Genomic DNA, 23,564 nt, shown 5'->3' with positions numbered 1-23,564 from the left:
ATTTTAACCTTTTATAATTCCAAAGCAGAAATAATCTAAACCGCCATCAACAATCTTTTTCCGTGCCATAAAACACTCGGATTAATCAATACAATGCAAAAAACACCAGCTACAATAAGGAATTTTAAGGTGTTATGAAGCATCAAAAACTGTGGCTTAGCATTTGATTTCCACAAGTAAACCAAGAAAAAAATCAGGATAATCAGACAAGAATAAAAATAAACATCCATGTAACCCACATCGTAAATATCGATTAAAGCGTACACTGGAAAAATAGTTAGAATTGTTAAAACAGTAATGATTTTTTTTGATATCTCTTCACCGTAAACTATAGGAATCGTTTTATAATCATTGGCTAAGTCACCTTTTAGATTTTCTAAATCTTTAATCATTTCCCGAATAAATAGTAACAAAAATAAAAAAACAGCATGAGAAAAAATCACGCCTAATTGTCTTTTGTAATTTTCAATCTCTTCATATGGAATCCGAGTATAAAAATACAATAGTATGGCAAAAAAAGGTAAAACAGCCAGTAATGCAGCAGTCAGGTTTCCTATTATTGGGTATTTTTTTATTTTATGGGAATAAAACCAGATGAAAAAGATATATCCTGAAAAAAATAAAAGTACCCGCCAGGAAACAAACATAGCCATTAAAGCCACAATAAAATTGATCGTAAAATAGACGCTCAGTTTTGTTTTTTGACTCACTAATCGATCCAGCATCGACTTATTAGGACGATTGATTAAATCTTTTCGACTGTCATAAAAATTGTTGATAATATACCCAGAAGCAATTGTTAGCGAAGAAGCAAAAACCAGAATAAATAAATTGAAATCGAGCAGAATGTCCAACGCTCTTTTTTCTGGAGCCAAAATAAATATAGCGGAAAGGTATTGCGCCAAAATTATTATTGGAATGTTATATCCTCTTACTACAGAGAATAAACTGACAATTTTCATCACTAAAAGCTTATGTTGCCTGCTTAACATTGTTTATTAGTAGTTTTTTGTCAAGTTTTTAAATTGTTATAGCAAACTTGCCTATTCATTTTCAAATTTAGGTTTTTGTTTTTAAAATCAACTTGATTTCTTTACAAAAACTCATAAACGGGAATTCTTTTAAGAGGATATTGGGAAATACTACCCTTATTTTGGATAATTCTATTGGAGATAAATCTAATTTCATTTGATTCAAAATCAATTGCATTATTATAGGGAACAATGAGGATAAATCATTTCGCCAAATTTTTTAATTGGTAAAGGTTTACTCAAAAGAGTTTTGACGTATTTATTCTTTTTGCACGTGTAATATCGTTTGGGTCTAATGTGGAGGAAAGCATGAAAATTTGAGTTTCCTTTTTCAATTCTCCGGAGAGCATTTCATATGCTAAAAGGAATTCGAATCCATCCATTTCGGGCATTTTAATGTCTAACAGAATAAGTAGCGATTCTTCAGACTGATTCTGTAATTAGTAAGCCATTGAATTGCTTCTTCGCCATTATTTGCAGTGCTTATTTCAGTTACACCCAGTGTTTCCTTAGTAATTGTTTCGTGACAATTTGATCAATTACATTGCCGTCAATTATCAAAACTTTATAATTGGCACTCATGTTGTATAGGTATCGTTACTATAAATTTACTTCCTATATTCATTTTTGAATCTACGGTTATGTTTCCTTTAAGATTTTCAACAGCTTCTTTTACTAAGTAAAGACCTAAACCAGAACCTTTCTTATTGTTATTGGTTACAAAAAACATTTCGAAAATTTTGACTTGGTATTCTTTATTAATTCCAATGCCATTATCTTCAATTTCTATTTTGTAAAATTCCCCTTTGGTATACGTTTTAATAGAAATATAACGTTTCTCTTTTTTCTCGTCAGAATATTTGATAGCATTTGATAGTAAGTTATTTAAGATAATCTTTAATCGCAAACCATCACTTTGGACTTCATCAACGGATAAGTCTTTTTTGATGGCAATTTCATTGGTTCCTTTGATATAAAAATGTTGAGAAATAATTTCATCTATAATTTCATTTAGACTAACAGAAGCAGCAGTTACTTTTTTTCTTTTATTTCTGGAGTAATCGATTATCTCTCTTATAAATTGATCTTGCTTATCAAGACTTTGATGCATTAAGTCTAAATAATCTCTAATTTCATCCAAATCATCTTCTAATTTTATAATTTCTATTAATCCTTTCAAGGAAGAGATGGGCGACCTTAGATCATGAGAAGCGCTGTATACAAACTTATCAAGTTCTTTATTGGCTAGTATTAAATTTCTGTTTTTATCTTCTGTTTCTTGTTTCGAGCGTCTGAGCTTGTTAATCATTACGGAGTAATAAATACTGACACTTCCAATGATTATTAACGTAAAAAAGATATTGGTAAAAAGAAGATAGGTTTTAATTAAGCGAGTGCCTTCTCCTAGTGAATCAGAGAAATTACGCTCATTTATAGTTAGTTTATAGGTAATGCTATTTATCTGTTGCAAAATTTTTTCTTTTTCGTCTGGGCTTAAAGTATTGGCACTTATTTTTTTATGGACTTCATTTCCAATCAATGCCAATTGGTCAATTAATTGATCTCCTTTTTCCCATTCATTGATCGCTTTTGCTAAAAAAGGAACGGAGTGAAAATGTTTAAATAACCAAATTATATCATCAAGATCTCTCTCGTCATTTCGACCAGCTCTAAATCCATCTTTGATTATTTCAATATCGCTATTGTTAACTAAGCCAATTCGTGCAGTTTTATCTCCTATAGGAACACTCAATTCTTCGTGGAATAGTTTCCATTGAGTGGTGTCATTAGTAAATAAATAAGTGATGAGGTGGCGTGTTGCATCTTTTTGTCCTTTAGAATAATGAGATTCTCCATTTACATACGCTCTGGATGCCGACAAGATTTTAATGGTCAGGTAGTTGATGATAATCAACGAAGAGCAAGATATAATTATTATAATCAGAGGAATGAAAATATTACTTCGCTTAAAATTTTCAAGAATTTTATTTTCAGTCATATAGTTTTTTTGTAGGTAGTGGGGCAAAAAAAATCAGATGCTTAAAGATAAGCTGTTTTTATTGAAATGTAAGATTTGGTTTAAATTTATTTCAAATTTATTTGTATTGAATAATTTAATTTTTGTTTTTAAGGTTTTGCCAAAAAACATATTATTTTTCAATAAACGCATTGCCACGGAAGCATAAAAAAACACGAATGTTACAAGGTTATTTGACCCAGTAAATTCGTGTTTTTCTAATTTGAAATTAGTTGTTTTCCAAAAAAATGGAATATATATCTATAGGATGCCAACTGAATACTATTTATTACACAAAATTGTGCTGTCAGCTTAAATTTGTAGTAGTTGGAAATTTTTAAAACTGATAGACTACTTCTAGTTTGTAATCTTTCAAAGACGCTTTGGCTTTTTCTAAATCTTCGGTGAAACCTAAGATATAACCGCCACCGCCAGAACCACATAATTTTAAATAATAATCATTGCTGTCAATTCCTTGTTGCCAAATTCCGTGAAATTGTTCCGGAATCATTGGTTTGAAGTTATTCAAAACTACTTTTGATAATTTCTTGGTGTTCATGAACAATGATTTCATGTCTCCGCCAAGGAAATTTTCCACACAAGCATCCGTGTATTTTACAAATTGATTTTTCAACATCGCACGGAAACCTTTGTCTTTCAGACTTTCCATGAAAATATTCACCATCGGAGCAGTTTCACCTACAATTCCTGAATCTAATAAAAACACTGCGCCTTTTCCGTCAAAACTTTGAGTAGGAATTCCGGTTGCTTCAATATTGTCTTTAGAATTAATCAGAATCGGGATGCTTAAATAACTGTTCAAAGGATCTAAGCCAGAACTTTTTCCGTGGAAAAAACTCTCCATTTGAGAAAATATATTTTTTAACTGCAATAATTTTTCACGGGTCAGATTTTCCAGAACAGTGATTTTATTTTGTGCATATTTATCATAAATAGCCGCTACAAGCGCGCCACTGCTGCCTACGCCATAGCCTTGAGGAATACTGGAATCAAAATACATTCCAGTTTCAACATCGTTTTTCAATGCAGTCAGGTCAAAAGTAACTAAGTCAGATTGTTCGTTTTGCAAAGTTTCTAAATAAGTTACAAAACGTCTCAAGTGACCATTAGATTTGATGGCTTCTTCAGATGGATTTTCATCTCTTTTAAGCGCACCATTATAAAAATTGTATGGAATTGAAAGCCCTTTTGAGTCACGAATGATTCCGTATTCTCCAAAGAGTAATATTTTTGAATAAAATAAAGGTCCTTTCATATTGGGGTGTAAATTAACAATTTAAGCTTGATAATTATATGTTGTAACAAATAGTTTTTATAAATCAACTTGGTCTCCTCGATTTGCCTCTAGAATTTCAAGATCAATTTCTTCTTGTTGTTCAGGAGATAATTCTTTCCAGACATCTTTTTTTTGTGCTTTGAAAATGTTTTTGATAGTCTCGATTATAGTCTTGTCGTCAGTTTCTAACAACATTTTTATCAATTCTAATTTCTCGGATTGAATATCCATAATTTTAGTTCTTTAAAAAATAAAGATAGGAAAAAAACAAATTAAATCAACAAAGCCCCATTTCCAATTTCGTCACAAATGTACTGACCATTTTGACAATAGCCAACTAATTCGTTCTTAATAAATTGTAAAACTGTTTTGGCAACATTTTCAGGATATAAAACATGCACATTTGCACCAGCATCCAGCGTGAAACAAACCGGAATTTTAGTCTCATTTCTAAATTTCCAAATCGCATTTATAATCTCTAAAGTATTCGGTTTCATCAATATAAAATAAGGCATCGAGGTCATCATCATGGCATGCAAAGTCAAGGCTTCGCTCTCTACAATTTTGATGAATTCGTCCAGATTTCCACTTTCAAAAATTGAAATTAGTTGATCCAAGTTTTCATGGGCTTGTGCAAATCGCCTTTCGGCAAAAGGATGGTTGTGCATTAAATCATGCCCAATGGTACTTGAAACTTGTTTTTCACCTTTGTCAACCAGTAAAATAGTATCTTGAAAATTCTTAAAATTAGTATGAATCGCATTTGGAAATACAACTCCAAATAAATCAGAACTTCCGGAAATATTTGCATGATTACCCCAAACTACCACTTGTCCTTTTACACTTCTACAAGCGCTTCCAGAACCCAAACGCGCTAATAAAGATGCTTTTTGATAGAAATATTCCTCAGTCATTTCAGGATGTAACGCTTTTTCTAAACTCATCAAGTTCATCGCCAAAGCTGCCATTCCAGATGCTGATGAAGCTATTCCGGAACTGTGTGGAAAGGTATTTTCCGTGTCAATCGTAAAGTGATATTCTTTTAAAAACGGCAAATAGATTTCTATTCGTTCCAAAAACTTTTGAATTTTCGGTTTGAAATCTTCTTTTGGTTGTCCTTCAAAAAGTAAATCAAATGAAAATGTATCATCGTTTTCTTTTTTGGCGAAAGCCAATTTGGTAATCGTTTTACAATTATTCAAGGTAAAACTCACCGAAGGATTCGCTGGAATTTGATTGTCCTTTTTTCCCCAATATTTTACAAGGGCAATGTTGCTGGGTGCGCTCCATTGAAAATTTCCCTTTTCAATCGAATGCGTATATTTTGATGGAATAAAATCGTTTACTGAAATCATGAATGTATAAATTTACGCAAAGATACTTTTTTTGATTTACAAGCAGATTTGTTTATTTGTCGAATTGTACTAAACTTTTGATTAAATTTGGCTCGCATTAGAAAAATATAAAAATGAATAAAATCACCCGAATATTAGCAGTTGTTGTTACGTGTCTTGCCATTGGTTATTTCTCTGGAATAGTTACTCGTTCTGCCATTACAACGTGGTATCCCACTTTAATAAAACCAAGTTTTAATCCGCCCAATTGGATTTTTGCACCCGTTTGGAGTATGCTTTATGTGATGATGGGTGTTGCGGCAGGATTAGTTTGGGATCGAATAGAAACTGAAAAAGAAGTTGTGAAAAAAGCTTTGGTTTTCTTTGCGATACAATTGGCATTAAATGCTTTATGGTCGTATTTATTCTTTGGATTACACAACCCAATGCTAGCCGGATTAGAAATTATTGTATTGTGGTTGATGATTTTTGAAACGTACGTTCAATTTGCCAAAATCAATAAAATTGCGGGCTATTTATTCCTTCCGTATTTGGCTTGGGTAAGTTTTGCCGCCGTTTTAAATGGAAGTATTTGGTGGTTGAATCGATAGTATTCTGTTTATAGTTTTTTAAATTCAATATTTTTCGCAAGCAAAAAATCCATTACACTTAATACATTGTTGCTTTCAGCTACTGTTTTTGATTTTGGATCTGCATCGCAAAATTCGAGGAAAAGATCTATTTGGTCTGGTTTTAATTTTAAAGTTTGAAAATAAAACTTTTCATCACAGCTGCTTTTTGCCAATTGTTTGAATTCAATTTGTGGCTTATTTTCTGGAACTTCCTCTTTTTCTTTTTTGAATAGTCCTAAAATCATTCCGCCAATTCGCATAAAATCCATGCCGTTTTCAATAGTTCCGGTGTAAACTCCGGAGTTTTTTAGAGTTCTTGCGGCTTTCTCTAAAGCTAATTTATCAAGCTTTCCTTGTTCATACGCTTTATCAGTGCTTAATTTAATGGAAGGCATTTTTGTAACCATAACCTCTTTTAATTCTTCTGGTTTTAGGATTAACAAAATGATGAGGTTGTTTTTGCTAATGGTCTTTTCATCCAAGACAAATTTTTTGACATCATGGTTTTTCGAAATAAAAATGAGTTCGTCACCCGATTTTGCCAAAATAGAAAATTCCCCGGATGCATTAGTAAGGGTGATTTTTTTAGAACTAAAATTAGCAACCTCAACTTTTTCCACTGGAAATTGTTCGTGTAAAACTTTTCCGTGAATTAATTTTTCGGTTTGTGAGAAACCAGATTGAAGTACAAAAAACAGTAAGAAAACAAAAAAGTAGCTTTTAATCATTCGTAATATTTTGATTACAAACATATTCAAATCATTCGGTGAAAATGAAAACAGAATAATAAATTCATGTTAATCAAAAACTAAAGTTCTCTTAATTAAAGTTTTGTAGTATAATGACTTTGGTCTAAACGGCATTTGCCACAATAAACCCGCTGGTCCACGCATTCTGAAAATTGAATCCGCCTGTAATGGCATCAATATTCACGATTTCACCAGCAAAATAAAGATTTTCGTGTAGTTTGCTTTCCATTGTTTTGAAGTTGATTTCTTTTAAATCAATCCCGCCAGCAGTTACAAATTCTTCCTTAAACGTGCTTTTTCCGTTTACCTGAAAAGTCCCATTCGTCAACTGATTGGCTAGATTTTGCAATTGTATTTTAGATAAATCGGCCCATTTCGTCTCCACTTCAATTCCGGAAGCAAGCACTAAACTTTCCCATAATCGATTGGTTAATTCGAAAGGTGATTTTTTTGAAACTGATTTTTTAGCGTGTTCTTGTTTTAAATCTTTTAGCTTTTTCTCGACATCAGCAGTGTCTTCATCATTCAACCAATTTACGAAAATGGTAAACTGATAATTTTTGTCATGCAAGATTCGGGCACCCCAAGCGGAGAGTTTCAAAATTGCGGGCCCGCTCATTCCCCAATGGGTAATTAACAACGGTCCCGTTGAAGTAAGTTTGGTGTCTTTTACTTTTACGGTAACTTGTGCCGCAACTCCGGGTAATTCTTTTATTCTGGAATCTTTGATGTTGAAAGTGAATAGGGAAGGAACCGGGCTGATAACTGCGTGACCAAAATTCTGTAACATTTCCCATACTTTAGGATTGCTCCCTGTGGCTAAAATCAGCTTTTCGGCAAGATAATTTTCGGTTTGGGTTTCAATTTTCCAAAAATTTCCTCCCGAAACTTCGGCATTGAAAATAGATTGCACACTTTGTCCCGTAAGCACTGCAATTCCTAGTTTTTGTGTTGCTTTCAGGAAACAATCAATAATTGTTTGAGATGAATTCGAAACGGGAAACATGCGTCCATCCGTTTCAATTTTGAGTTCTACGCCATGTTTCTCGAACCATTCAATCGTATCTCCAGAACAAAACTGATGAAAAGGACCGCGTAATTCTTTTTCGCCACGCGGATAAAACTTCACCAATTCATTCGGTTCAAAACAAGCGTGCGTTACGTTGCATCTTCCGCCACCGGAAATTCTAACTTTTTGCAATACTTCAGCTCCGCGTTCCAGAATTGCAACTTTTAATTTTGGATTTTTTTCCACAATATTAATCGCTGTAAAAAAACCTGCCGCACCGCCGCCTACTATTATTATATCGTAATTCTGGTTCATATTCTATTTGGGAAATCAGTGATGATTCCGTTTACGTTGAATGTTTTTATTTTTTGAATGTCTTCTAATTCATTGATGGTCCAAGGGAAAACCTGCAATCCTTTTTCCTGTATTTTTGCCGTGTTTTCTTTTGTCAATAAATGAAAATGCGGATGAATGGATTTTGCCTGAATGAATTTGGCGAAAGCCAAAGCCAAGTCTAAATCGGTTTCCGTTAAAACGCCAATAGGGATTTTATCATTTAAAAACGCCACTTGTTGCAGCGCATTCCAATCAAAACTGGAAATTAAAAACCGGTCGTATTTCCATCCTTTTTTAGTGACGTATTTTTCAATAAGCGAAACTACTTTATCGGTTGCCTCATAACTTTTGAGCTCAATATTGATAAAACAATCTTGGTTTACCAAATCAAAAACCTCCTTCAGAGTTGGGATTTGCTGCTCTCCATTTATTCTAAAGGCTTTCAATTCGCGCAAAGATAATGCATTTACAAAACCTTTTCCGTTGGTCGTTCGGTCAATAGATTCGTCATGAATAACCATTATTTCGCCATCAGCACTCAAATGCACGTCAAGTTCAATGCCGTCCACTTGCATGTCTAATGCTTTTTGGAACGAAATAAAGGTATTCTCGGGTTCATGTCCTTTTGCACCACGATGTCCAATTTTGAGCATTGTCTTTTATTTTTTGGTAAAGGTAAACATAAAAAAAACGCCTTCATTTCTAAAGGCGTTTGGATGAAATTATTTTCGAATTATTTTTTCAATTCTAATAAAACAATATCAAATTCAGTATTGATTGTCACTTTTCCATTGGAAACAATTGCTTCTTTTCCGGAATAGGCATCTTTTAATGATGTGCCGTCTGCGAAAATTGAATCTACAGCAAGTTCTTTTGTACCAATTACCAAATCCAATCCAACAACTACTTTATCTGTATAATCTCCTTTAGAGAAAGTTCTGCTAAAAACATACGGTTGAGCCGAAATTTGCTTGTGAATTCCTGCTCCAATCGAAGGATGGTTTTTCCTGAATTGACCTAATTTTTGCCAATGCAACAATGTTTTTTGGGTTTCAGGATTTGATTTGATAGCTTCCCAATTCATAAATGAACGTAATGTTGCATCGCCTTTTGTTCCTTCGATAACTAAAGAACGAGCGCTTTCATCACCATAATATACTTGAGAAAGTCCAGGACTCAGTAATAATTTTGTTCCGCTTTCTATAGTTTTGGTACGATTTGCATCAAATGGTCCGCCGTCATCGTGTGAAGACAAATAGTTCAAAACACTATATCCTTTTAAGTCATTGTTTAACTTATCAGAATATTTGGAAAATATAAATTCATAGTCTTTTTGTGCATCCCATTTGAACTCAAAATTGATCATATTGTTGAAACCATTTTTAAAATAGTTTATTTTTTTGTCTCCAAAATCAAAATCTTGTCCGCCGCTGATACCATAATTATAAACTTCAGCAATGGTGTAAAAAGGATTATTATCTAAAACTTTTGTCGGATTGTTTTTCTTCCAAGTTGCAAAAGCATAATCACATTGGGTCTTGAAATCAGCCCAAACCGTTTCATCGGTATGTTTTACCGTGTCGCCACGATAACCGTCAATTCCGTAATCCGTAATATAATCCGTCAACCATTTGATGATGTAATATTTTGGCGCTCTTGGATATCCCGTGCGCGCAAAAAACGCATCAAGTTCTTTCATTTCTTGTTCGTAACGTCCTTCTTTCTTCCATTTTTCGATTAAAAAAGGAGGTAAAGCGACAGCTTGATTGTTTTCTGTTTTTATATCCGGAAGATTAGAAACCAGCGTACACGCAGTTGTATTTTCAAACGATTTGTAATCGCAATTGGGTCCTGTTCGCACCCAGTCATTTGGCCAAACCGTATCTTTGGGAGTTACGGGACCGGTATGATTGATTACGCCATCAAGAATGATTCGGATTCCGTGTGCGTGTGCTTTTTGAACTAATGCAGCCAAATCTTCTTTTGTTCCAAAGTTAGGATCTAAGTTCGTCCAGTCTTTTGCCCAATAGCCATGAAAGCCATAACTTAAACCGGTTCCTTCATCAACACCATCGTGAATTTGCTCCACTATTGGTGTAAACCAAATGGCATTAATTCCTAATTTATCAAAATAACCTTCGTCAATTTTTTGAGAAATTCCTTTGATATCACCACCTTCAAAACCACGAAGTTTTCCCGTTGTTTTGGTTCTGTTGAAGTTTATATCATTTGAAGTGTCGCCATTATTAAAACGGTCTGTCATTAAGAAATAAACATTCGCTCCTTCCCAAACGAAAGGTGTTTTGTTACTCTCAGCAACTGTTTGTGTACTGGAGCAACTACTTATTATTGTCATGGTTAATAGTAAAAGTGGGATTGAATATTTTTTCATTTTTATAGCATTAAATGATTATTTTTTTTTGAAACATATAAGGAATTATCAAATCGCTTAAATGCTTTACAAGGTTCAAATTACTTAAGTTCTAAAATCAAAACGGACTTAGGTTCTATTATAATTTCGTTTGTAACGTCAAATGTAAGTTCAGAAATTACATCTTTTCCGGTTTTAAAGTCTTTGATGTTTTCTTTGAAACGATGTGTATTGACAGTTTTGGTCTCATTACTATTGTTCATTAGAACCATCACCGTTTCATCTTTGTTGTATCTAAAATAAACGTAGATATTATTCTCCGGAATGTAATGTGTCATTTTTCCAAAATGAACCGCCGCTTTTGTTTTTCTCCAATTGAATAATTTAGAAGTAAAATTAAAATAATCGCTTTGTCCCGGAGTTCTTCCTTCTTTGATGAAAGCATTGTTTTGATCGCCTTCCCAACCGCCAGGGAAATCTTGACGAATATCAGCATCGCCTTTGTTTTTATCACCGGCCATACCTATTTCACTTCCATAATACAATTGAGGAATTCCACGAACGGTAGCCATCAAAGTCATTGCCATCTTGTATTTTCTGATGTCGTTTCCGTAGGTTTGATTGAAACGATTCGTGTCGTGATTTTCAACAAAAATCAACATATTATTGATGTTTGGATACAGAAAATCATTTGTAAAATTATCATACATTTTCACCACTCCTTTGTCCCAAGTTCCTTCGTCTTCACTGAACGCTTTGCTGGTTGCCTCATATAATGTAAAATCCATTACACTAGGTAAATACGAGTTGTAATTTTGTATTTCAGCAATTTTACTGTCTTTTTGCCAATACGCCATTTGCGCTTGACTTTGCATCCAAACTTCCCCTACAATATTAAAATTTGGGTATTCATCCGTAATGGATTTTGTCCATTTTGCGATTCCTTTTGGGTCTGAATAATTATACGTGTCGACTCTGAAACCATCTAAATCAGCATATTCAATCCACCAAATGGCATTTTGAATCAGGTATTTTAAAGTCAAAGGATTCTTTAAATTTAAATCGGGCATCGATGGAACAAACCAACCGTCTATCGCTACTTTTTTATCAATTTCAGCTGCATTGGTGTCGTGAATGACCGTTCTTTTATGATTGGTTTGTGTGTAGGTGTCAAATTGATTGATCCATTCTTTTGTAGGTAAATCTTTCATCATCCAATGTTCAATTCCCCAGTGATTCGTCACATAATCCATCACGAGTTTCATGTCTCTTTTATGCATTTCGGCAGCCAATCGAACATAATCTGCATTAGTCCCGAAACGTGGATCTATTTTATAAACATCAGATTGACCATAGGTATGATACGAATGTCTAGCGTCATTATCCTCGCAAAGTGGCGTACTCCAAATGGTCGTTGCGCCCAGTTCTGCTATATAATCTAAGTTTTTTATGATGCCTTCAATATCGCCACCGTGTCTTCCGCCAGGTGATTCTCTATTGTATTTTTCTTGGGTGGCGTTTTCACTGTCGTTGTTTCTGTTTCCATTGGCAAAGCGATCCGGCATCAATAAATACATCATATCCGAAGAATCAAAGCTTTTGCGTTGCGCTGAATTTTCTCTTCTTTGGCGCAAGCTGTATTTTTGTGTAAACGTTTCTTTGTTGTTGTTTTTAAAAGTAAAAACGAAATCAGAGGCAGCCACTTTTTTGGTGTCAATGGTAACAAAAATGTAGTTGGAGTTTTCCGTTCTTTTAACGTTAGTTATTTTTATGCCATTAGAAACTGTGACTTGGTATTGAGAAATGTCTTTGCCATAAAAAAGAATTTGCAGTTCTGGATTTTGCATTCCTGCGTACCAAAAAGGCGGTTCAATTTTGTCGATTTGAGCATTTAAAGTTAAAGACATAAAAAAAAGGAATAAGGTTATTTTTTTTAGAAAGCTCCTATTTATGAACGGAAACGAACCTGTTTTATGCATTGTGAAATATATTTTATTGACATTTAGATTTTTCGCTAACTTAAAATAAAGTTTTTTACTTTAAACTAGTCAGCCGATTTTATAGAAATTGAAATGCTCAAATTTGAATTAAGAACAGTTATCAATTAAACAATCCCAATGTTATTGGGATTGTTAGTAAGCCTAGCGAGGCTTGGGATCAAATGATAGAATTAACTACAAGTTCTAGCAATTGTTTAGTTTACGGTAACTAAATTTTCTGCAGTGACCACAAGAGTCTTGCCATTTACTACGATTTCCAATTCTTTGTTTCCAATAATTGAAAATGAAGTTTCTGTATGATTCACCGTCACTTTCAGAATTTGATTTCTGAAATTGATTTTAAAGGAATACCCTTCCCATTCTTTTGGAATTTTTGGAGAAAAATGAAGTGTGTCGTCCTTAATTCTCATTCCGCCAAAACCTTCCACGATACTCATCCAGGTTCCGGCCATTGAGGTAATGTGACAACCTTCTTCCACTTCTTTGTTATAATCATCTAAATCCAGACGAGAAGTTCTCAAATAGAACGTGTATGCCATATCCATTTTGTCTAATAAAGCCGCTTGAATCGAATGCACGCAAGGTGAAAGTGAACTTTCATGAACGGTAAATGATTCGTAAAATTCAAAATTGTTTTTCAGTTCTTCTTTCGAAAAATGATCTTCAAAGAAATAGAAGCACTGCAAAACATCGGCTTGTTTGATGTACGGCGAACGTAAAATTCGGTCCCAAGACCATTTTTGATTGATTGGTCTTTGGCTTTTATCCAAATCAGCTACACGAACTAATTCTTTGTCCAAGAAACCGTCTTGTTGCAAATACACGTTATGTTCTTCCGAAAAAGGGAAGTACATATTATCCGAAACTTTTTTCCAAGATTGTAATTCTGAATCCGATATTTTTACTTTTTCGGTAATTCTTTTGTGATCTGAAGGATATTCCAGAGACACTTTTTGAATTTGCTCGTAGGTATATTCCAGACACCATTTTGCAATATAATTCGTGTAGAAATTATTGTTTACGTTGTTTTCATATTCGTTTGGACCTGTAACACCAAGAATTACGTATTGGTTTAAATTAGTTGAAAAGTTAGCTCTTTGATGCCAAAAACGAGCAATTCCTATTAATACTTCCAGTCCTTTTTCAGGAATGTAACTGTAATCGCCAGTGTATCTGTAAAAGTTATAAATGGCAAATGCAATGGCTCCATTTCTATGAATTTCTTCAAAAGTAATTTCCCATTCGTTATGACATTCCTCGCCATTCATTGTTACCATTGGGTACAAAGCAGCACCGTTAGTAAATCCTAATTTGGCAGCATTTTCTATGGCTTTGTCCAATTGATTGTAGCGGTATGTCAATAGATTTCGAGCTACTTCTTGGTCTTTGGTCGCCATGTAAAACGGTATGCAGTATGCTTCGGTATCCCAATACGTAGATCCACCGTATTTTTCTCCTGTGAATCCTTTTGGTCCAATATTTAAACGAGAATCTTTTCCTAAATAGGTTTGGTTCAACTGAAAAATATTGAAACGGATTCCTTGTTGTGCTTTTACATCGCCATCAATGGTGATGTCTGACATTTCCCAAATTTTTGCCCAAGCATCAATTTGGTCCTGTAACATTTTGTCGTATCCTGATGCTAATGCAGATTGAATCACTTTCTCAGCTGCAGTAACGGTATTTTCATGGTTTAAAGAAACAGTATAACCCCCAATTTTTTGGATGGATGATTTTTGGCCTTGAGCCACAATTACATCATAACTAAATTGAATTTTATCAGAAGTTGCATCAATATTGGAAGGAGAAATAGCCGTTTTTTCGCCATTAGACAAAATGCTATTCTGCATGAAAGTAGTTACTTTGAAATGTGTTTTGAACGTTTGAGCCGTTACAAAAGCTTCATTTCCTGATTTTTTTACGTCAAGCGGTTCCCAAAATTTTTCTTCCCAGTTAGCATCTTCATTGGTTACACCAGCATCAATATACGGTTTGTAAACTATTTTTGAATCTTTGTTCAAAGGTGTGATTTCATAATTGATAACCCCAATTTCATCCAGAACGATAGAAAGAAAACGACGAATAGTAACTGCGATTTCGGTTCCGTTTTTTAAAGTCGCTTCAAAAGAACGATTGTACCAACCTTCTTTCATATTCAGCTCACGACGAAAATTTTTGACTTCGGTACAGGCATTCAAATCCAGTTTTTCTCCGTTGATTTCGATGTCGATTCCAATCCAGTTTGGAGCATTTAGAACTTTGGCAAAATATTCCGGATAACCGTTTTTCCACCAGCCCACTTTAGTCTTGTCCGGATAATATATTCCGGCGATATAACTTCCCTGGAATGTTTCACCAGTATAATTTTCTTCAAAATTAGCACGTTGTCCCATTGCACCGTTCCCAATGCTGAACAAACTTTCAGATGATTTTACGCTCTCTACATCAAATCCTTCTTCTATGATGGACCAATTATCTGGTTTTATATAATCTTGATTCATTCTTTCTTTGTTGTTTAAAGTTTGAAAAATGTATGGTTTAAAGGTTCTCTGTTATGGTTTTGCCACCGTTTATGGAACCTCTTATTTTTTATTCTATCTGTTTATTAAATCTTCTATGAAGTTGGTGTCTATTGCTGTGAAATCTTTAAAGATGTATTTTGCTTCATGCAAAATACCAGATTCCCCGATTCCTATACTGGTCATGTTTCCAATATTGGCCGCTTGAACTCCTGCCACTGAATCTTCAAAAACAAAGGCATTTTCCGGTTTTGTGTCTAATAATTTAGCTGCAATCAGGAAAACTTCAGGATCAGGTTTAGCATTGGTAACATCATTTCCATCTACGATAGCATCAAAATAAGATAATATTCCAGTTTTCTCCAGAATGGGTCTCGCATTTTTACTGGCTGAACCCAATGCTATCGGTTGATTTTTTTCTTTTAGAAATTTCAAAACTGGAAAAACGCCAGGGAGAATTTCGTTTTCGTCCATGTCAACTAAATAGGATAAATAATCCTCGTTTTTTTGAACTAACCATCTGTCTTTGTCTTCTTGCGAAGCTTCCACTTTTCCTAATTCTAATATAATATCCAAAGAACGCACGCGGCTTACTCCTTTTAATAATTCATTATGTTCCAGTGTAAATTCAATATTTAACTCATTTGCGATTTTTTGCCACGCTAAATAATGGTATTTTGCTGTGTCTACAATCACTCCGTCCAGGTCAAATATGAATGCTTTTCTATTATTCATGAATTTCAATTTTTGTTCTGTTGTTTACTCTAAGGGTAAGTAAACCGGCAAATATCATCGATACTCCGCCAATTAATAATGCGTAAATAGGTTCGTTTTGGAAAAATTGTTTGACAATAAAACCTAAGATTGTTGCGGCAACAATTTGAGGAATAACTACAAAAAAGTTGAAAACTCCCATGTAATAACCCATTTTTGCAGCGGGTAAAGCACCTGATAACATAGCGTAAGGCATTGATAAAATACTGGCCCATGCTATACCAACTCCTAACATTGGAATTAATAATAAATATTTGTCTCCAATAAAATAAATAGAAAGTAATCCTACACCACCAGAGCACAATGCCAATAAATGGGTGGATCGAACGCCTACTTTTTTTGCTATTACAGGCAATAGAAAAGCAACTGCAGCGGCTACTCCATTATAAACAGTGAAAAGTACGGATACCCAGTCAGCAGCATCATTATACACTTTTGAAGTTGTATCTGTTGTTCCAAAAATATGTTGTGTAACGGCTTGAGTCGTGTAAATCCACATGGAGAAAAGTGCAAACCAAGAAAAAAATTGAACCCAAGCCAATTTTTTCATTGTGGTGGGCATGTTCAATAAATCGGTCATGATGATTGTAAAACCATTTTTTATTTGGACAACTCTAAGTCTGGCGGTAACCATGAATAAAATTCCAATCACAATTAAGCCTACAAATAAAATGTATAGCTCTTTAGTAAGTTCGTTTTCGTAAATAATAAAAGAAATGACACTTCCTAATAAAGTCATTACAAGTCCTAAATTGAATTGTCTTTTGATATTTGCTTTAGCCTCCAACTCAGTTTCAATTGGAGCTACTTCTTTAGTGTCTCTGTCTTTTTGTTCAAAAGCTTCTAATTCTGCAGGAGAATATTCAGTAGATTTAAAAACCGTCCACAATACAGCCAGTAGAAAAACAACTCCTCCTATATAGAAGGACCATTTTACAGAATCTGGGATGATTCCTTCAGCTGCAGTATTGCTTACGCCAAAAACGTTTGTGAAAATGTAAGGAAGTAATGAACCGACAACGGCACCCAATCCAATGAAAAAACTTTGCATGGCAAAACCTAAGGTACGCTGCTTTTCGGGTAAATTATCCCCAACAAAGGCACGGAAAGGTTCCATCGAAACGTTGATTGAGGCATCCATCATCCATAATGTTCCTGCGGCAATCCACAACGTAGGCGAATTGGGCATTATGAACAAAGCTATCGATGATAAAATGGCGCCTATCAGAAAATAAGGTCTGCGTCGGCCTAATCTTGTCCAAGTTCTATCGCTAAAATAACCAATTATGGGTTGGATAACTAAACCTGTTACAGGAGCAGCAATCCATAAAATAGGGATTTCATCAACTTTTGCACCTAATGTTTCAAAAATTCTTGAAGTGTTTGCGTTTTGCAGTGCAAAACCAAATTGTATTCCTAGAAAACCGAAACTCATGTTCCAAATTTGCCAGAAACTTAATTTACGCTTTTCCATTATCGTAATTTAAAAAATTAATACGATAAGCGCTATGCTTATCAAAACTTATCTTATTTTCGAAGTAAAAGTTGAAGCTTTGAACGGGTAAATATAAAAATATATTTCAAACTTTTGTTTTTCAGAAAGAAATAAAAGGAAACATTTTCAACTACAAGGTTGTAGTAATGAATAAACTAACAAATAAAAATTAATTAGTTGATTCTCTTTCTATCAAATGGGTTTCAATTACTTCGGTTTTATAGTTTTCGTCCTCTTCATCCTCTTCAGATTCGAGTCTTTCAATTAGCATTTTTGCGGCTTTATTTCCCATTTTTATTCCACTCTGACTTACGGTAGTAATAGTAGGTGTAGAATATTTGGAAATTATACCATCTGTAAAGGCAATAACCGCTAAGTCATTAGGGACATTAAGTCCTATTTTATTAGCTGTTTTGATGATGGTAACTGCAAAAAGTTCATTTACTGCAAAAACAGCATCAATAGCTTTGTCTTCCAATAGTTTTCCAATGGTTATTTCGCAGGTGTCAATGTCTTCAATTTTGATAATTAGGTTTTCATTAAAAGGGATTCCGTTATCAAGAAGTGCTTTTGTGTACCCATCAGTCCTTAGTTTTCCTACGCTCACATAATCAACGGTAGTAACTAGGGCAATTTTTTTTCTTCCTTTATCAATTAAGCTTTGAACAGCTTCATAAGCGGCATATTTATCATCTATGATAACTTTGTCGCAAAGAATCTCATTTGTAACTCTGTCAAACATCACTACGGGCATTCCTTGATTAATGACTTCTGTAATATGATGAAAATCGCCTCTGAATTGGGTTTCTTTTGAAAGTGACATGATGAAACCATCAATACTGCCATTAGCAAGCATTTCCATATTTAAGACTTCTTTGTCAAATGAATCGTCTGAGAGACAGATGATAACGCTATATCCATTTTCATTTGCAACCTGTTCGATTCCGTTAATAACTGTTGAAAAGAAATGGTGGACTATTTCGGGAATGATGATTCCAATAGTTTTGGTTTTCCTATTTTTTAAACTAAGGGCAATATTGTTTGGCTTGTAGTGGTAAAATTTAGCAAATGCCTGAACTTTTAGTCTGGTTTCTTCACCTATTTCGAGGCTATTTCTCAAGGATTTTGAAACGGTAGAAATGGATACATCTAATTCTTTTGCAATTTGTTTAAGCGTTATTTTCCTTTTCATGGTGAAGATCTGGTAAAAAATTATTTCTTAATAAAGATAAAATTAAATTTTATAAATGGTAATTAAACTGATAAAAATTTATGTAAATCAGAAAGTTTTCAACACTATTACGTTTTCGTAAGTCAAATAAAAACAGGCCTTGTCGGGCGTGGTGAAATTTACATAAATTTAACATTCGAAGTAATAGTTAAGGTTGAAAACTCAACAAAAAATTAAATTAATTTAAACAAAAAGTATGAAAACAATTTATAAAAAGTTGTTAATTTTATTACTGCTACTCCCTTTTAGTATTCTGGCTCAGAATACTGTTGGCGGAACTGTTCTTGATAAAGTGTCAGGACAGCCAATTCCGGGGGTAAATGTAAATGTACAAGGTGCCGCTAATGGTGTTTCTACTGATTTTGATGGTAAATATCTGTTATCTAATGTTAAGAAAGGTGATAAAGTAGTATTTTCTTATATCGGATATAAAAATACTGTAGTGGATTATGCTGCCCAAAAATCATTAAACGTTTCTTTAGAAGAAGATGCGAATCAATTAAAAGAAGTTGTAATCCAAGTAGGATACGGAACAGTTAAGAAGAAAGATGCTACAGGAGCTGTAACCGTATTGACAACTAAAGATTTTAATAAAGGACCTGTAACTTCTGCGGATCAAATGATTCAAGGTAAAGTTGCTGGTTTGCAAATTATTAATGGTGGAGGTTCTCCAGGTGAGGGTGCTACAATTAGAATCAGAAGTGGATCTTCTCTAAATGCAAACAACGACCCTTTATATGTAATTGATGGTGTACCGGTTGCTGCTGGTGGAGTAGAGGGAAGTAGAAATCCATTGTCCACAATCAACCAAAATAATATTGAATCTATTTCAGTTTTGAAAGATGCTTCGGCAACTGCAATTTACGGATCTCGTGCTTCTAATGGTGTAATTATCATTACTACCAAAAAAGGAAAAGCGGGTGATTTACAGGTAAATTATAACGGAAATTTTCAAGTATCTGAAATCACAAACAAAGTGGATGCTTTGTCAAGTACGCAATTTAGAGATTTCATAACAGCTAATGGTAATGCTGCACAACAAGCTTTAGTTGGTGCTGCTGATACTGATTGGCAAGAGGAAATATACAGAACAGCTATTGGAACTGATCATAACATTGCATTAAGCGGTGGTACTGATAATGTTGTGTATAGAGCATCTGTAGGATACACTAATCTTAATGGTATCTTGAAGAAGGATAATATGGAGAGAACAACATTAGGTGTTGGTGTAACAGGAAACTTTTTGGATAAGCATTTAAAAATTGAATTGAATAATAATACTTCGCTTATAAATAGTGTTTACAGTAATCGTGATGCTATTGGTGCGGCAATCCGTTTTGATCCAACTCAGTCGGTAAAAAATGCTGATGGAACTTATTTTCAATGGTATACATTGAATAGTTCAGGAGGATTAGATATTAATCCTCTAGCGGGCTTAAATCCAGTTGCTATGATTGATCAGGTTAATAGAACTGGTAATGCATACAGAAGTATTGGTAATATCCAAACAGAATACAAAATGCATTTTTTACCGGAATTAAAAGCGGTAGCTAATCTTGGATACGACCAATTAACTGGAAGCTACAATGAGGTTATTGCGCCAAATTACAGAAATGGACTTGCGGGTTCTGGATATAACAATACTACAGATAGAACACAATCACGTTTCAATAAGTTGATGGATTTGTTTTTAAATTATAACAAAAAAGTAGAAGCTATCAATACTGTTTTTGATGTAACTGGAGGGTATTCATACCAAGATTTTAGAGAGTCTTTTAATTCTTCACGTTTTAATTTTCAAAATAACACAGTTACCACTGATCCTGTTATACCAACTCGTATCAACCTACAGTCTTATTTCGCAAGAACAAACATAAGTATTGCTGATAAATATTTATTGACAGTGTCTTACAGACGTGATGGTACTTCAAGATTTACAGAAGAAAATCGTTGGGCAAATTTCCCTGCAGTTGCTTTAGCTTGGAAATTGAATGAAGAAAACTTCTTGAAAGATGTAACAAGTATTTCTACTTTGAAACTTCGTGGAGGTTGGGGTATTACAGGACAACAAGATATTGGAGGAAATGGTTATCCATCAATTCCTTTGTATTTAGCTTCTAACGATGCTGCACAATACCAATTTGGAAGTGAATATTATACCACTTTCAGACCTCAGCCGTATAACAGTAACTTGAAATGGGAACAAACCACTACTGTTAATGCAGGTTTAGATTTTGGATTTGTAAACAATAGGATTACTGGTAGTGTTGATTTATACAAAAGAACTACTGAAGATTTATTATTGTACACACAAAACCCTTCATTCTTTGGGTTTTCAAACTTTGATAATTACAACGTAGGAACAATCGAAAATAAGGGAATTGAAATTGCTGCAGAAGTTATTCCTGTTCGCAATGACAATTTTGAATGGAGAATTGGAGGAAACATAACATTCCAAGATTCTAAAATTACTAAATTGACAACTACGCAACCTAATACTCCGGGTATTAATATTGGAGGTTATGAAGGTGCTACAGGAAATACGATTCAAAATCACCAAGTAGGATATGCGCCAAGTTCTTTTTATGTATATGAACAAGCGTATGGCGTAGATGGAAAACCATTAGATGGGGTGTATATTGACAGAAATAAAGATGGATTGATTACGCAACAAGACAAATACCGCTTTCACAAACCAGCAGCTGATGTTTTTTACGGTTTCAATACAAGCGTAACCTACAAAAACTTTGATATGGGAATGAATTGGAGAGGATCATGGGGTAATTATAATTACAATAATGTAGATTCTAGTAAAGGTTCTTTCAATAACATTTTAATAAGAAATACAGACTTGGCTAACGGTGTTGAAAATCTTTTGGAAACAGGTTTCAGATCAAATGATACCAAACGTTTCGAATCTGATTACTACATTCAAGATGCTTCGTTTATTAGATTGGATAACGTAAGTGTTGGATATACTTTCAATCAAAAAGAGAATTCAAGTTCATTAGTTAAATTGATATTATCAGCTCAAAATGTTTTGGTAATTACTAAATATGAAGGATTAGATCCAGAAATTTCTGGAGGTATAGACGGAAATTTATACCCACGACCAATAACTTTCACGTTAGGTTTAAACGTTAATTTCTAATACAAATAAAGAGAAAAATGAAAAAGACACAAATAAAAATATTGAGTATTTCTTTGTTACTGTTGGTGATGTTATTCCCATCGTGTACAGATGAATTGACACAATCGCCAGACAATGATGATGTTGTTTCTGGGGAAGAATTTTTTAGCAAACCGGAATCATATAAACAATATTTAGCTAAACTTTACGCAGGATTTGCTACCTCAGGTCAAACTGCAGCTGGTTCTCCTGATATCTCTGGAATTGATGAAGGAGAAAGTCAGTATATCAGAGGATTTTGGTTACTACAGGAATTGACTACAGACGAAGCTGTTATCGGTTGGAATGATGGAACAATAAAAGATCTTCATTCTCAAACATGGACTTCTTTAGACCGTTTTATCACGGCTACTTTTGCACGTTTCTCTTTTCAAATTGTAAACTGCAATGAGTTTTTAAGACAAACTACTGATGAGAAATTAGCATCTAGAGGACTTGATGCAGGTCTAATAGCAGAAATTAAAACGTACAGAGCAGAAGCACGTTTCTTAAGAGCATTGACGTATTGGCACTTAATCGATATGTTTGGTGGTGGATCTTTAGTTACTGAAAATTCTCCAAGCACATTCTTTTACCCTGAATATGCTACAAGAGCAGAATTATACAAGTTTGTTGATGAGGAATTAACAGCGATTACTCCAGAATTGAAAGCGCCAAAAACCAATGAAGCGTATCGTGCAGACCAAGCAGCTGCTTGGATGTTACACGCTAAATTGTATATGAATGCCAAAGTATATATTGGTACTGATAACTATGCAGGGGCATTGCCATTAATCACTAAAGTAATTGGAACAAGTTATTCTTTACATACTAATTACAATCAATTGTTTTTAGCAGACAATGATAGAAATGGAGCTCAAAACGAGTTCATTTTTGCAATTGCTTTTGATGGTCTTAGAACTCAAACTTATGGAGGAACTACTTTCTTGACGCATGCACCGGTTGGTGGTACTATGAAAGCTTCTGAATTTGGAATCAATGGTGGTTGGGCTGGAATCAGAACTACATCGGCATTTGTAGATAAGTTTAGTGCAAACACTACAGATGCAAGAGGGCAATTCTACACGGATGGACAAATGAAAGAAATCGTTGATATTAGCTCATTTACGGATGGATATGCTATTCAAAAATTCAGGAATGTAACTGTTAATGGAGTGCAAGGTTCTGATAAATCGGGAGATTTCTCTGATTCGGATTTTCCAATTTTCCGTTTGGCAGATGCGTATTTAATGTATGCTGAGTGTGTGGTAGTTGGTAAAGTGGGTGATCTTGGAACCGCTAGAGGATATGTAAATGCTTTGAGAACCAGAGCAAATGCTTCAACGATAGCTTCTCTTACTGCTGATGCTACAGGTGCAAACTTAGTTCTTGACGAAAGAGCAAAAGAATTACACTGGGAAGGTCACAGAAGAACGGATTTAATTCGTTTTGGTAAATTTTCAGGCGGTAGTTATATATGGCCTTGGAAAGGAAATGTAGCAGGTGGAGCGCCAACTCAAGCGTTTAGAAATTTATTTCCTATTCCTGCTACGGCATTGTCATCAAACAGTAAATTACAACAAAACCCTGGATATTAATA

General features: G+C 34.2%; 18 protein-coding genes. 3 read left to right on the top strand and 15 right to left on the bottom strand.

Features of this window, described 5'->3' with window-relative positions; all coding sequences use genetic code 11:
- Nucleotides 1-35: 35 nt before the first annotated feature.
- From QLS97_RS00825 to QLS97_RS00800, 6 genes are all read right to left on the bottom strand, one after another.
- On the bottom strand, nt 36-992 hold the full coding sequence (locus QLS97_RS00825; RefSeq protein ID WP_282713803.1) for a geranylgeranylglycerol-phosphate geranylgeranyltransferase: 957 nt from the start codon (nt 990-992) through the stop codon (nt 36-38).
- Between the two features lie 278 nt (nt 993-1,270).
- The gene (locus QLS97_RS00820) at nt 1,271-1,414 is read right to left on the bottom strand and encodes a hypothetical protein (protein WP_282713802.1); all 144 of its coding nucleotides are present in this window, start codon (nt 1,412-1,414) and stop codon (nt 1,271-1,273) included.
- Nucleotides 1,415-1,596: 182 nt separating this feature from the next.
- Nucleotides 1,597-3,030 carry a sensor histidine kinase gene (locus QLS97_RS00815; RefSeq protein ID WP_282713801.1) on the bottom strand — a complete coding sequence of 478 codons (1,434 nt, stop codon included), beginning with the start codon at nt 3,028-3,030 and terminating at the stop codon, nt 1,597-1,599.
- Nucleotides 3,031-3,385: 355 nt separating this feature from the next.
- Nucleotides 3,386-4,324: a mevalonate kinase family protein gene (locus QLS97_RS00810; protein WP_282713800.1), complete on the bottom strand. Its 939-nt coding sequence runs from the start codon at nt 4,322-4,324 to the stop codon at nt 3,386-3,388.
- Nucleotides 4,325-4,381: 57 nt separating this feature from the next.
- Nucleotides 4,382-4,576, bottom strand: coding sequence for a hypothetical protein (locus QLS97_RS00805; RefSeq protein ID WP_282713799.1), 195 nt, complete (start codon nt 4,574-4,576; stop codon nt 4,382-4,384).
- Between the two features lie 41 nt (nt 4,577-4,617).
- Entirely contained in the window at nt 4,618-5,700 is a 1,083-nt protein-coding gene (locus QLS97_RS00800) for a diphosphomevalonate decarboxylase (RefSeq protein WP_282713798.1), read from the bottom strand.
- A gap of 113 nt (nt 5,701-5,813) precedes the next feature.
- Here QLS97_RS00800 and QLS97_RS00795 point away from each other — a divergent pair, with 113 nt between their 5' ends.
- Entirely contained in the window at nt 5,814-6,290 is a 477-nt protein-coding gene (locus tag QLS97_RS00795; RefSeq protein ID WP_282713797.1) for a TspO/MBR family protein, read from the top strand.
- A gap of 8 nt (nt 6,291-6,298) precedes the next feature.
- Here the strand turns inward: QLS97_RS00795 and QLS97_RS00790 are convergent, their stop codons facing one another.
- From QLS97_RS00790 to QLS97_RS00750, 9 genes are all read right to left on the bottom strand, one after another.
- A complete protein-coding gene (locus QLS97_RS00790; protein ID WP_282713796.1) occupies nt 6,299-7,039 on the bottom strand; it encodes a hypothetical protein in 741 nt (246 codons plus the stop codon).
- A 124-nt stretch (nt 7,040-7,163) separates the two neighbouring features.
- Nucleotides 7,164-8,384 (bottom strand): BaiN/RdsA family NAD(P)/FAD-dependent oxidoreductase, encoded by a 1,221-nt coding sequence (locus QLS97_RS00785; RefSeq protein ID WP_282713795.1) that lies wholly within the window; start codon nt 8,382-8,384, stop codon nt 7,164-7,166.
- Nucleotides 8,381-9,058, bottom strand: coding sequence for a glycerophosphodiester phosphodiesterase (locus tag QLS97_RS00780; protein WP_282713794.1), 678 nt, complete (start codon nt 9,056-9,058; stop codon nt 8,381-8,383). The genes QLS97_RS00785 and QLS97_RS00780 overlap by 4 nt, the downstream gene beginning before the upstream one ends.
- Nucleotides 9,059-9,138: 80 nt before the next feature.
- Nucleotides 9,139-10,797, bottom strand: coding sequence for an alpha-amylase family glycosyl hydrolase (locus QLS97_RS00775; RefSeq protein ID WP_282713793.1), 1,659 nt, complete (start codon nt 10,795-10,797; stop codon nt 9,139-9,141).
- 80 nt (nt 10,798-10,877) lie between these two features.
- Nucleotides 10,878-12,683: a glycoside hydrolase family 13 protein gene (locus QLS97_RS00770; protein WP_282713792.1), complete on the bottom strand. Its 1,806-nt coding sequence runs from the start codon at nt 12,681-12,683 to the stop codon at nt 10,878-10,880.
- A 287-nt stretch (nt 12,684-12,970) separates the two neighbouring features.
- Nucleotides 12,971-15,277, bottom strand: coding sequence for a glycoside hydrolase family 65 protein (locus QLS97_RS00765; protein WP_282713791.1), 2,307 nt, complete (start codon nt 15,275-15,277; stop codon nt 12,971-12,973).
- Between the two features lie 93 nt (nt 15,278-15,370).
- On the bottom strand, nt 15,371-16,030 hold the full coding sequence (pgmB, locus tag QLS97_RS00760) for a beta-phosphoglucomutase (protein ID WP_282713790.1): 660 nt from the start codon (nt 16,028-16,030) through the stop codon (nt 15,371-15,373).
- Nucleotides 16,023-17,543, bottom strand: a complete 1,521-nt coding sequence (locus QLS97_RS00755) for an MFS transporter (protein WP_282713789.1) — start codon at nt 17,541-17,543, stop codon at nt 16,023-16,025. The genes pgmB and QLS97_RS00755 overlap by 8 nt, the downstream gene beginning before the upstream one ends.
- Before the next feature lie 190 nt (nt 17,544-17,733).
- Complete coding sequence (locus QLS97_RS00750; protein ID WP_282713788.1) at nt 17,734-18,756, bottom strand: LacI family DNA-binding transcriptional regulator; 1,023 nt, start codon at nt 18,754-18,756, stop codon at nt 17,734-17,736.
- Nucleotides 18,757-18,991: 235 nt separating this feature from the next.
- Between QLS97_RS00750 and QLS97_RS00745 the strand changes: the two genes are divergently transcribed.
- Together QLS97_RS00745 and QLS97_RS00740 are read left to right on the top strand one after the other, a co-directional pair.
- Entirely contained in the window at nt 18,992-21,946 is a 2,955-nt protein-coding gene (locus QLS97_RS00745) for a SusC/RagA family TonB-linked outer membrane protein (RefSeq protein WP_282713787.1), read from the top strand.
- Between the two features lie 17 nt (nt 21,947-21,963).
- Nucleotides 21,964-23,562 carry a RagB/SusD family nutrient uptake outer membrane protein gene (locus tag QLS97_RS00740; RefSeq protein WP_282713786.1) on the top strand — a complete coding sequence of 533 codons (1,599 nt, stop codon included), beginning with the start codon at nt 21,964-21,966 and terminating at the stop codon, nt 23,560-23,562.
- Nucleotides 23,563-23,564: the final 2 nt, after the last annotated feature.

The organism is Flavobacterium yafengii, assembly GCF_030010375.1.
Lineage (GTDB): Bacteria > Bacteroidota > Bacteroidia > Flavobacteriales > Flavobacteriaceae > Flavobacterium > Flavobacterium yafengii.
This window is presented reverse-complemented; position numbering and strand designations above follow the sequence as displayed.

Coding starts and splice junctions, on each gene's coding strand:
- QLS97_RS00745 (WP_282713787.1), top strand. CDS start 18,992: ATGAAAACAATTTATAAAAAGTTGTTAATTTTATTACTGCTACTCCCT.
- QLS97_RS00815 (WP_282713801.1), bottom strand. CDS start 3,030: ATGACTGAAAATAAAATTCTTGAAAATTTTAAGCGAAGTAATATTTTC.
- QLS97_RS00790 (WP_282713796.1), bottom strand. CDS start 7,039: ATGATTAAAAGCTACTTTTTTGTTTTCTTACTGTTTTTTGTACTTCAA.
- pgmB (WP_282713790.1), bottom strand. CDS start 16,030: ATGAATAATAGAAAAGCATTCATATTTGACCTGGACGGAGTGATTGTA.
- QLS97_RS00780 (WP_282713794.1), bottom strand. CDS start 9,058: ATGCTCAAAATTGGACATCGTGGTGCAAAAGGACATGAACCCGAGAAT.
- QLS97_RS00770 (WP_282713792.1), bottom strand. CDS start 12,683: ATGTCTTTAACTTTAAATGCTCAAATCGACAAAATTGAACCGCCTTTT.
- QLS97_RS00750 (WP_282713788.1), bottom strand. CDS start 18,756: ATGAAAAGGAAAATAACGCTTAAACAAATTGCAAAAGAATTAGATGTA.
- QLS97_RS00755 (WP_282713789.1), bottom strand. CDS start 17,543: ATGGAAAAGCGTAAATTAAGTTTCTGGCAAATTTGGAACATGAGTTTC.
- QLS97_RS00805 (WP_282713799.1), bottom strand. CDS start 4,576: ATGGATATTCAATCCGAGAAATTAGAATTGATAAAAATGTTGTTAGAA.
- QLS97_RS00775 (WP_282713793.1), bottom strand. CDS start 10,797: ATGAAAAAATATTCAATCCCACTTTTACTATTAACCATGACAATAATA.
- QLS97_RS00825 (WP_282713803.1), bottom strand. CDS start 992: ATGTTAAGCAGGCAACATAAGCTTTTAGTGATGAAAATTGTCAGTTTA.
- QLS97_RS00765 (WP_282713791.1), bottom strand. CDS start 15,277: ATGAATCAAGATTATATAAAACCAGATAATTGGTCCATCATAGAAGAA.
- QLS97_RS00795 (WP_282713797.1), top strand. CDS start 5,814: ATGAATAAAATCACCCGAATATTAGCAGTTGTTGTTACGTGTCTTGCC.
- QLS97_RS00800 (WP_282713798.1), bottom strand. CDS start 5,700: ATGATTTCAGTAAACGATTTTATTCCATCAAAATATACGCATTCGATT.
- QLS97_RS00820 (WP_282713802.1), bottom strand. CDS start 1,414: ATGGATGGATTCGAATTCCTTTTAGCATATGAAATGCTCTCCGGAGAA.
- QLS97_RS00785 (WP_282713795.1), bottom strand. CDS start 8,384: ATGAACCAGAATTACGATATAATAATAGTAGGCGGCGGTGCGGCAGGT.
- QLS97_RS00740 (WP_282713786.1), top strand. CDS start 21,964: ATGAAAAAGACACAAATAAAAATATTGAGTATTTCTTTGTTACTGTTG.
- QLS97_RS00810 (WP_282713800.1), bottom strand. CDS start 4,324: ATGAAAGGACCTTTATTTTATTCAAAAATATTACTCTTTGGAGAATAC.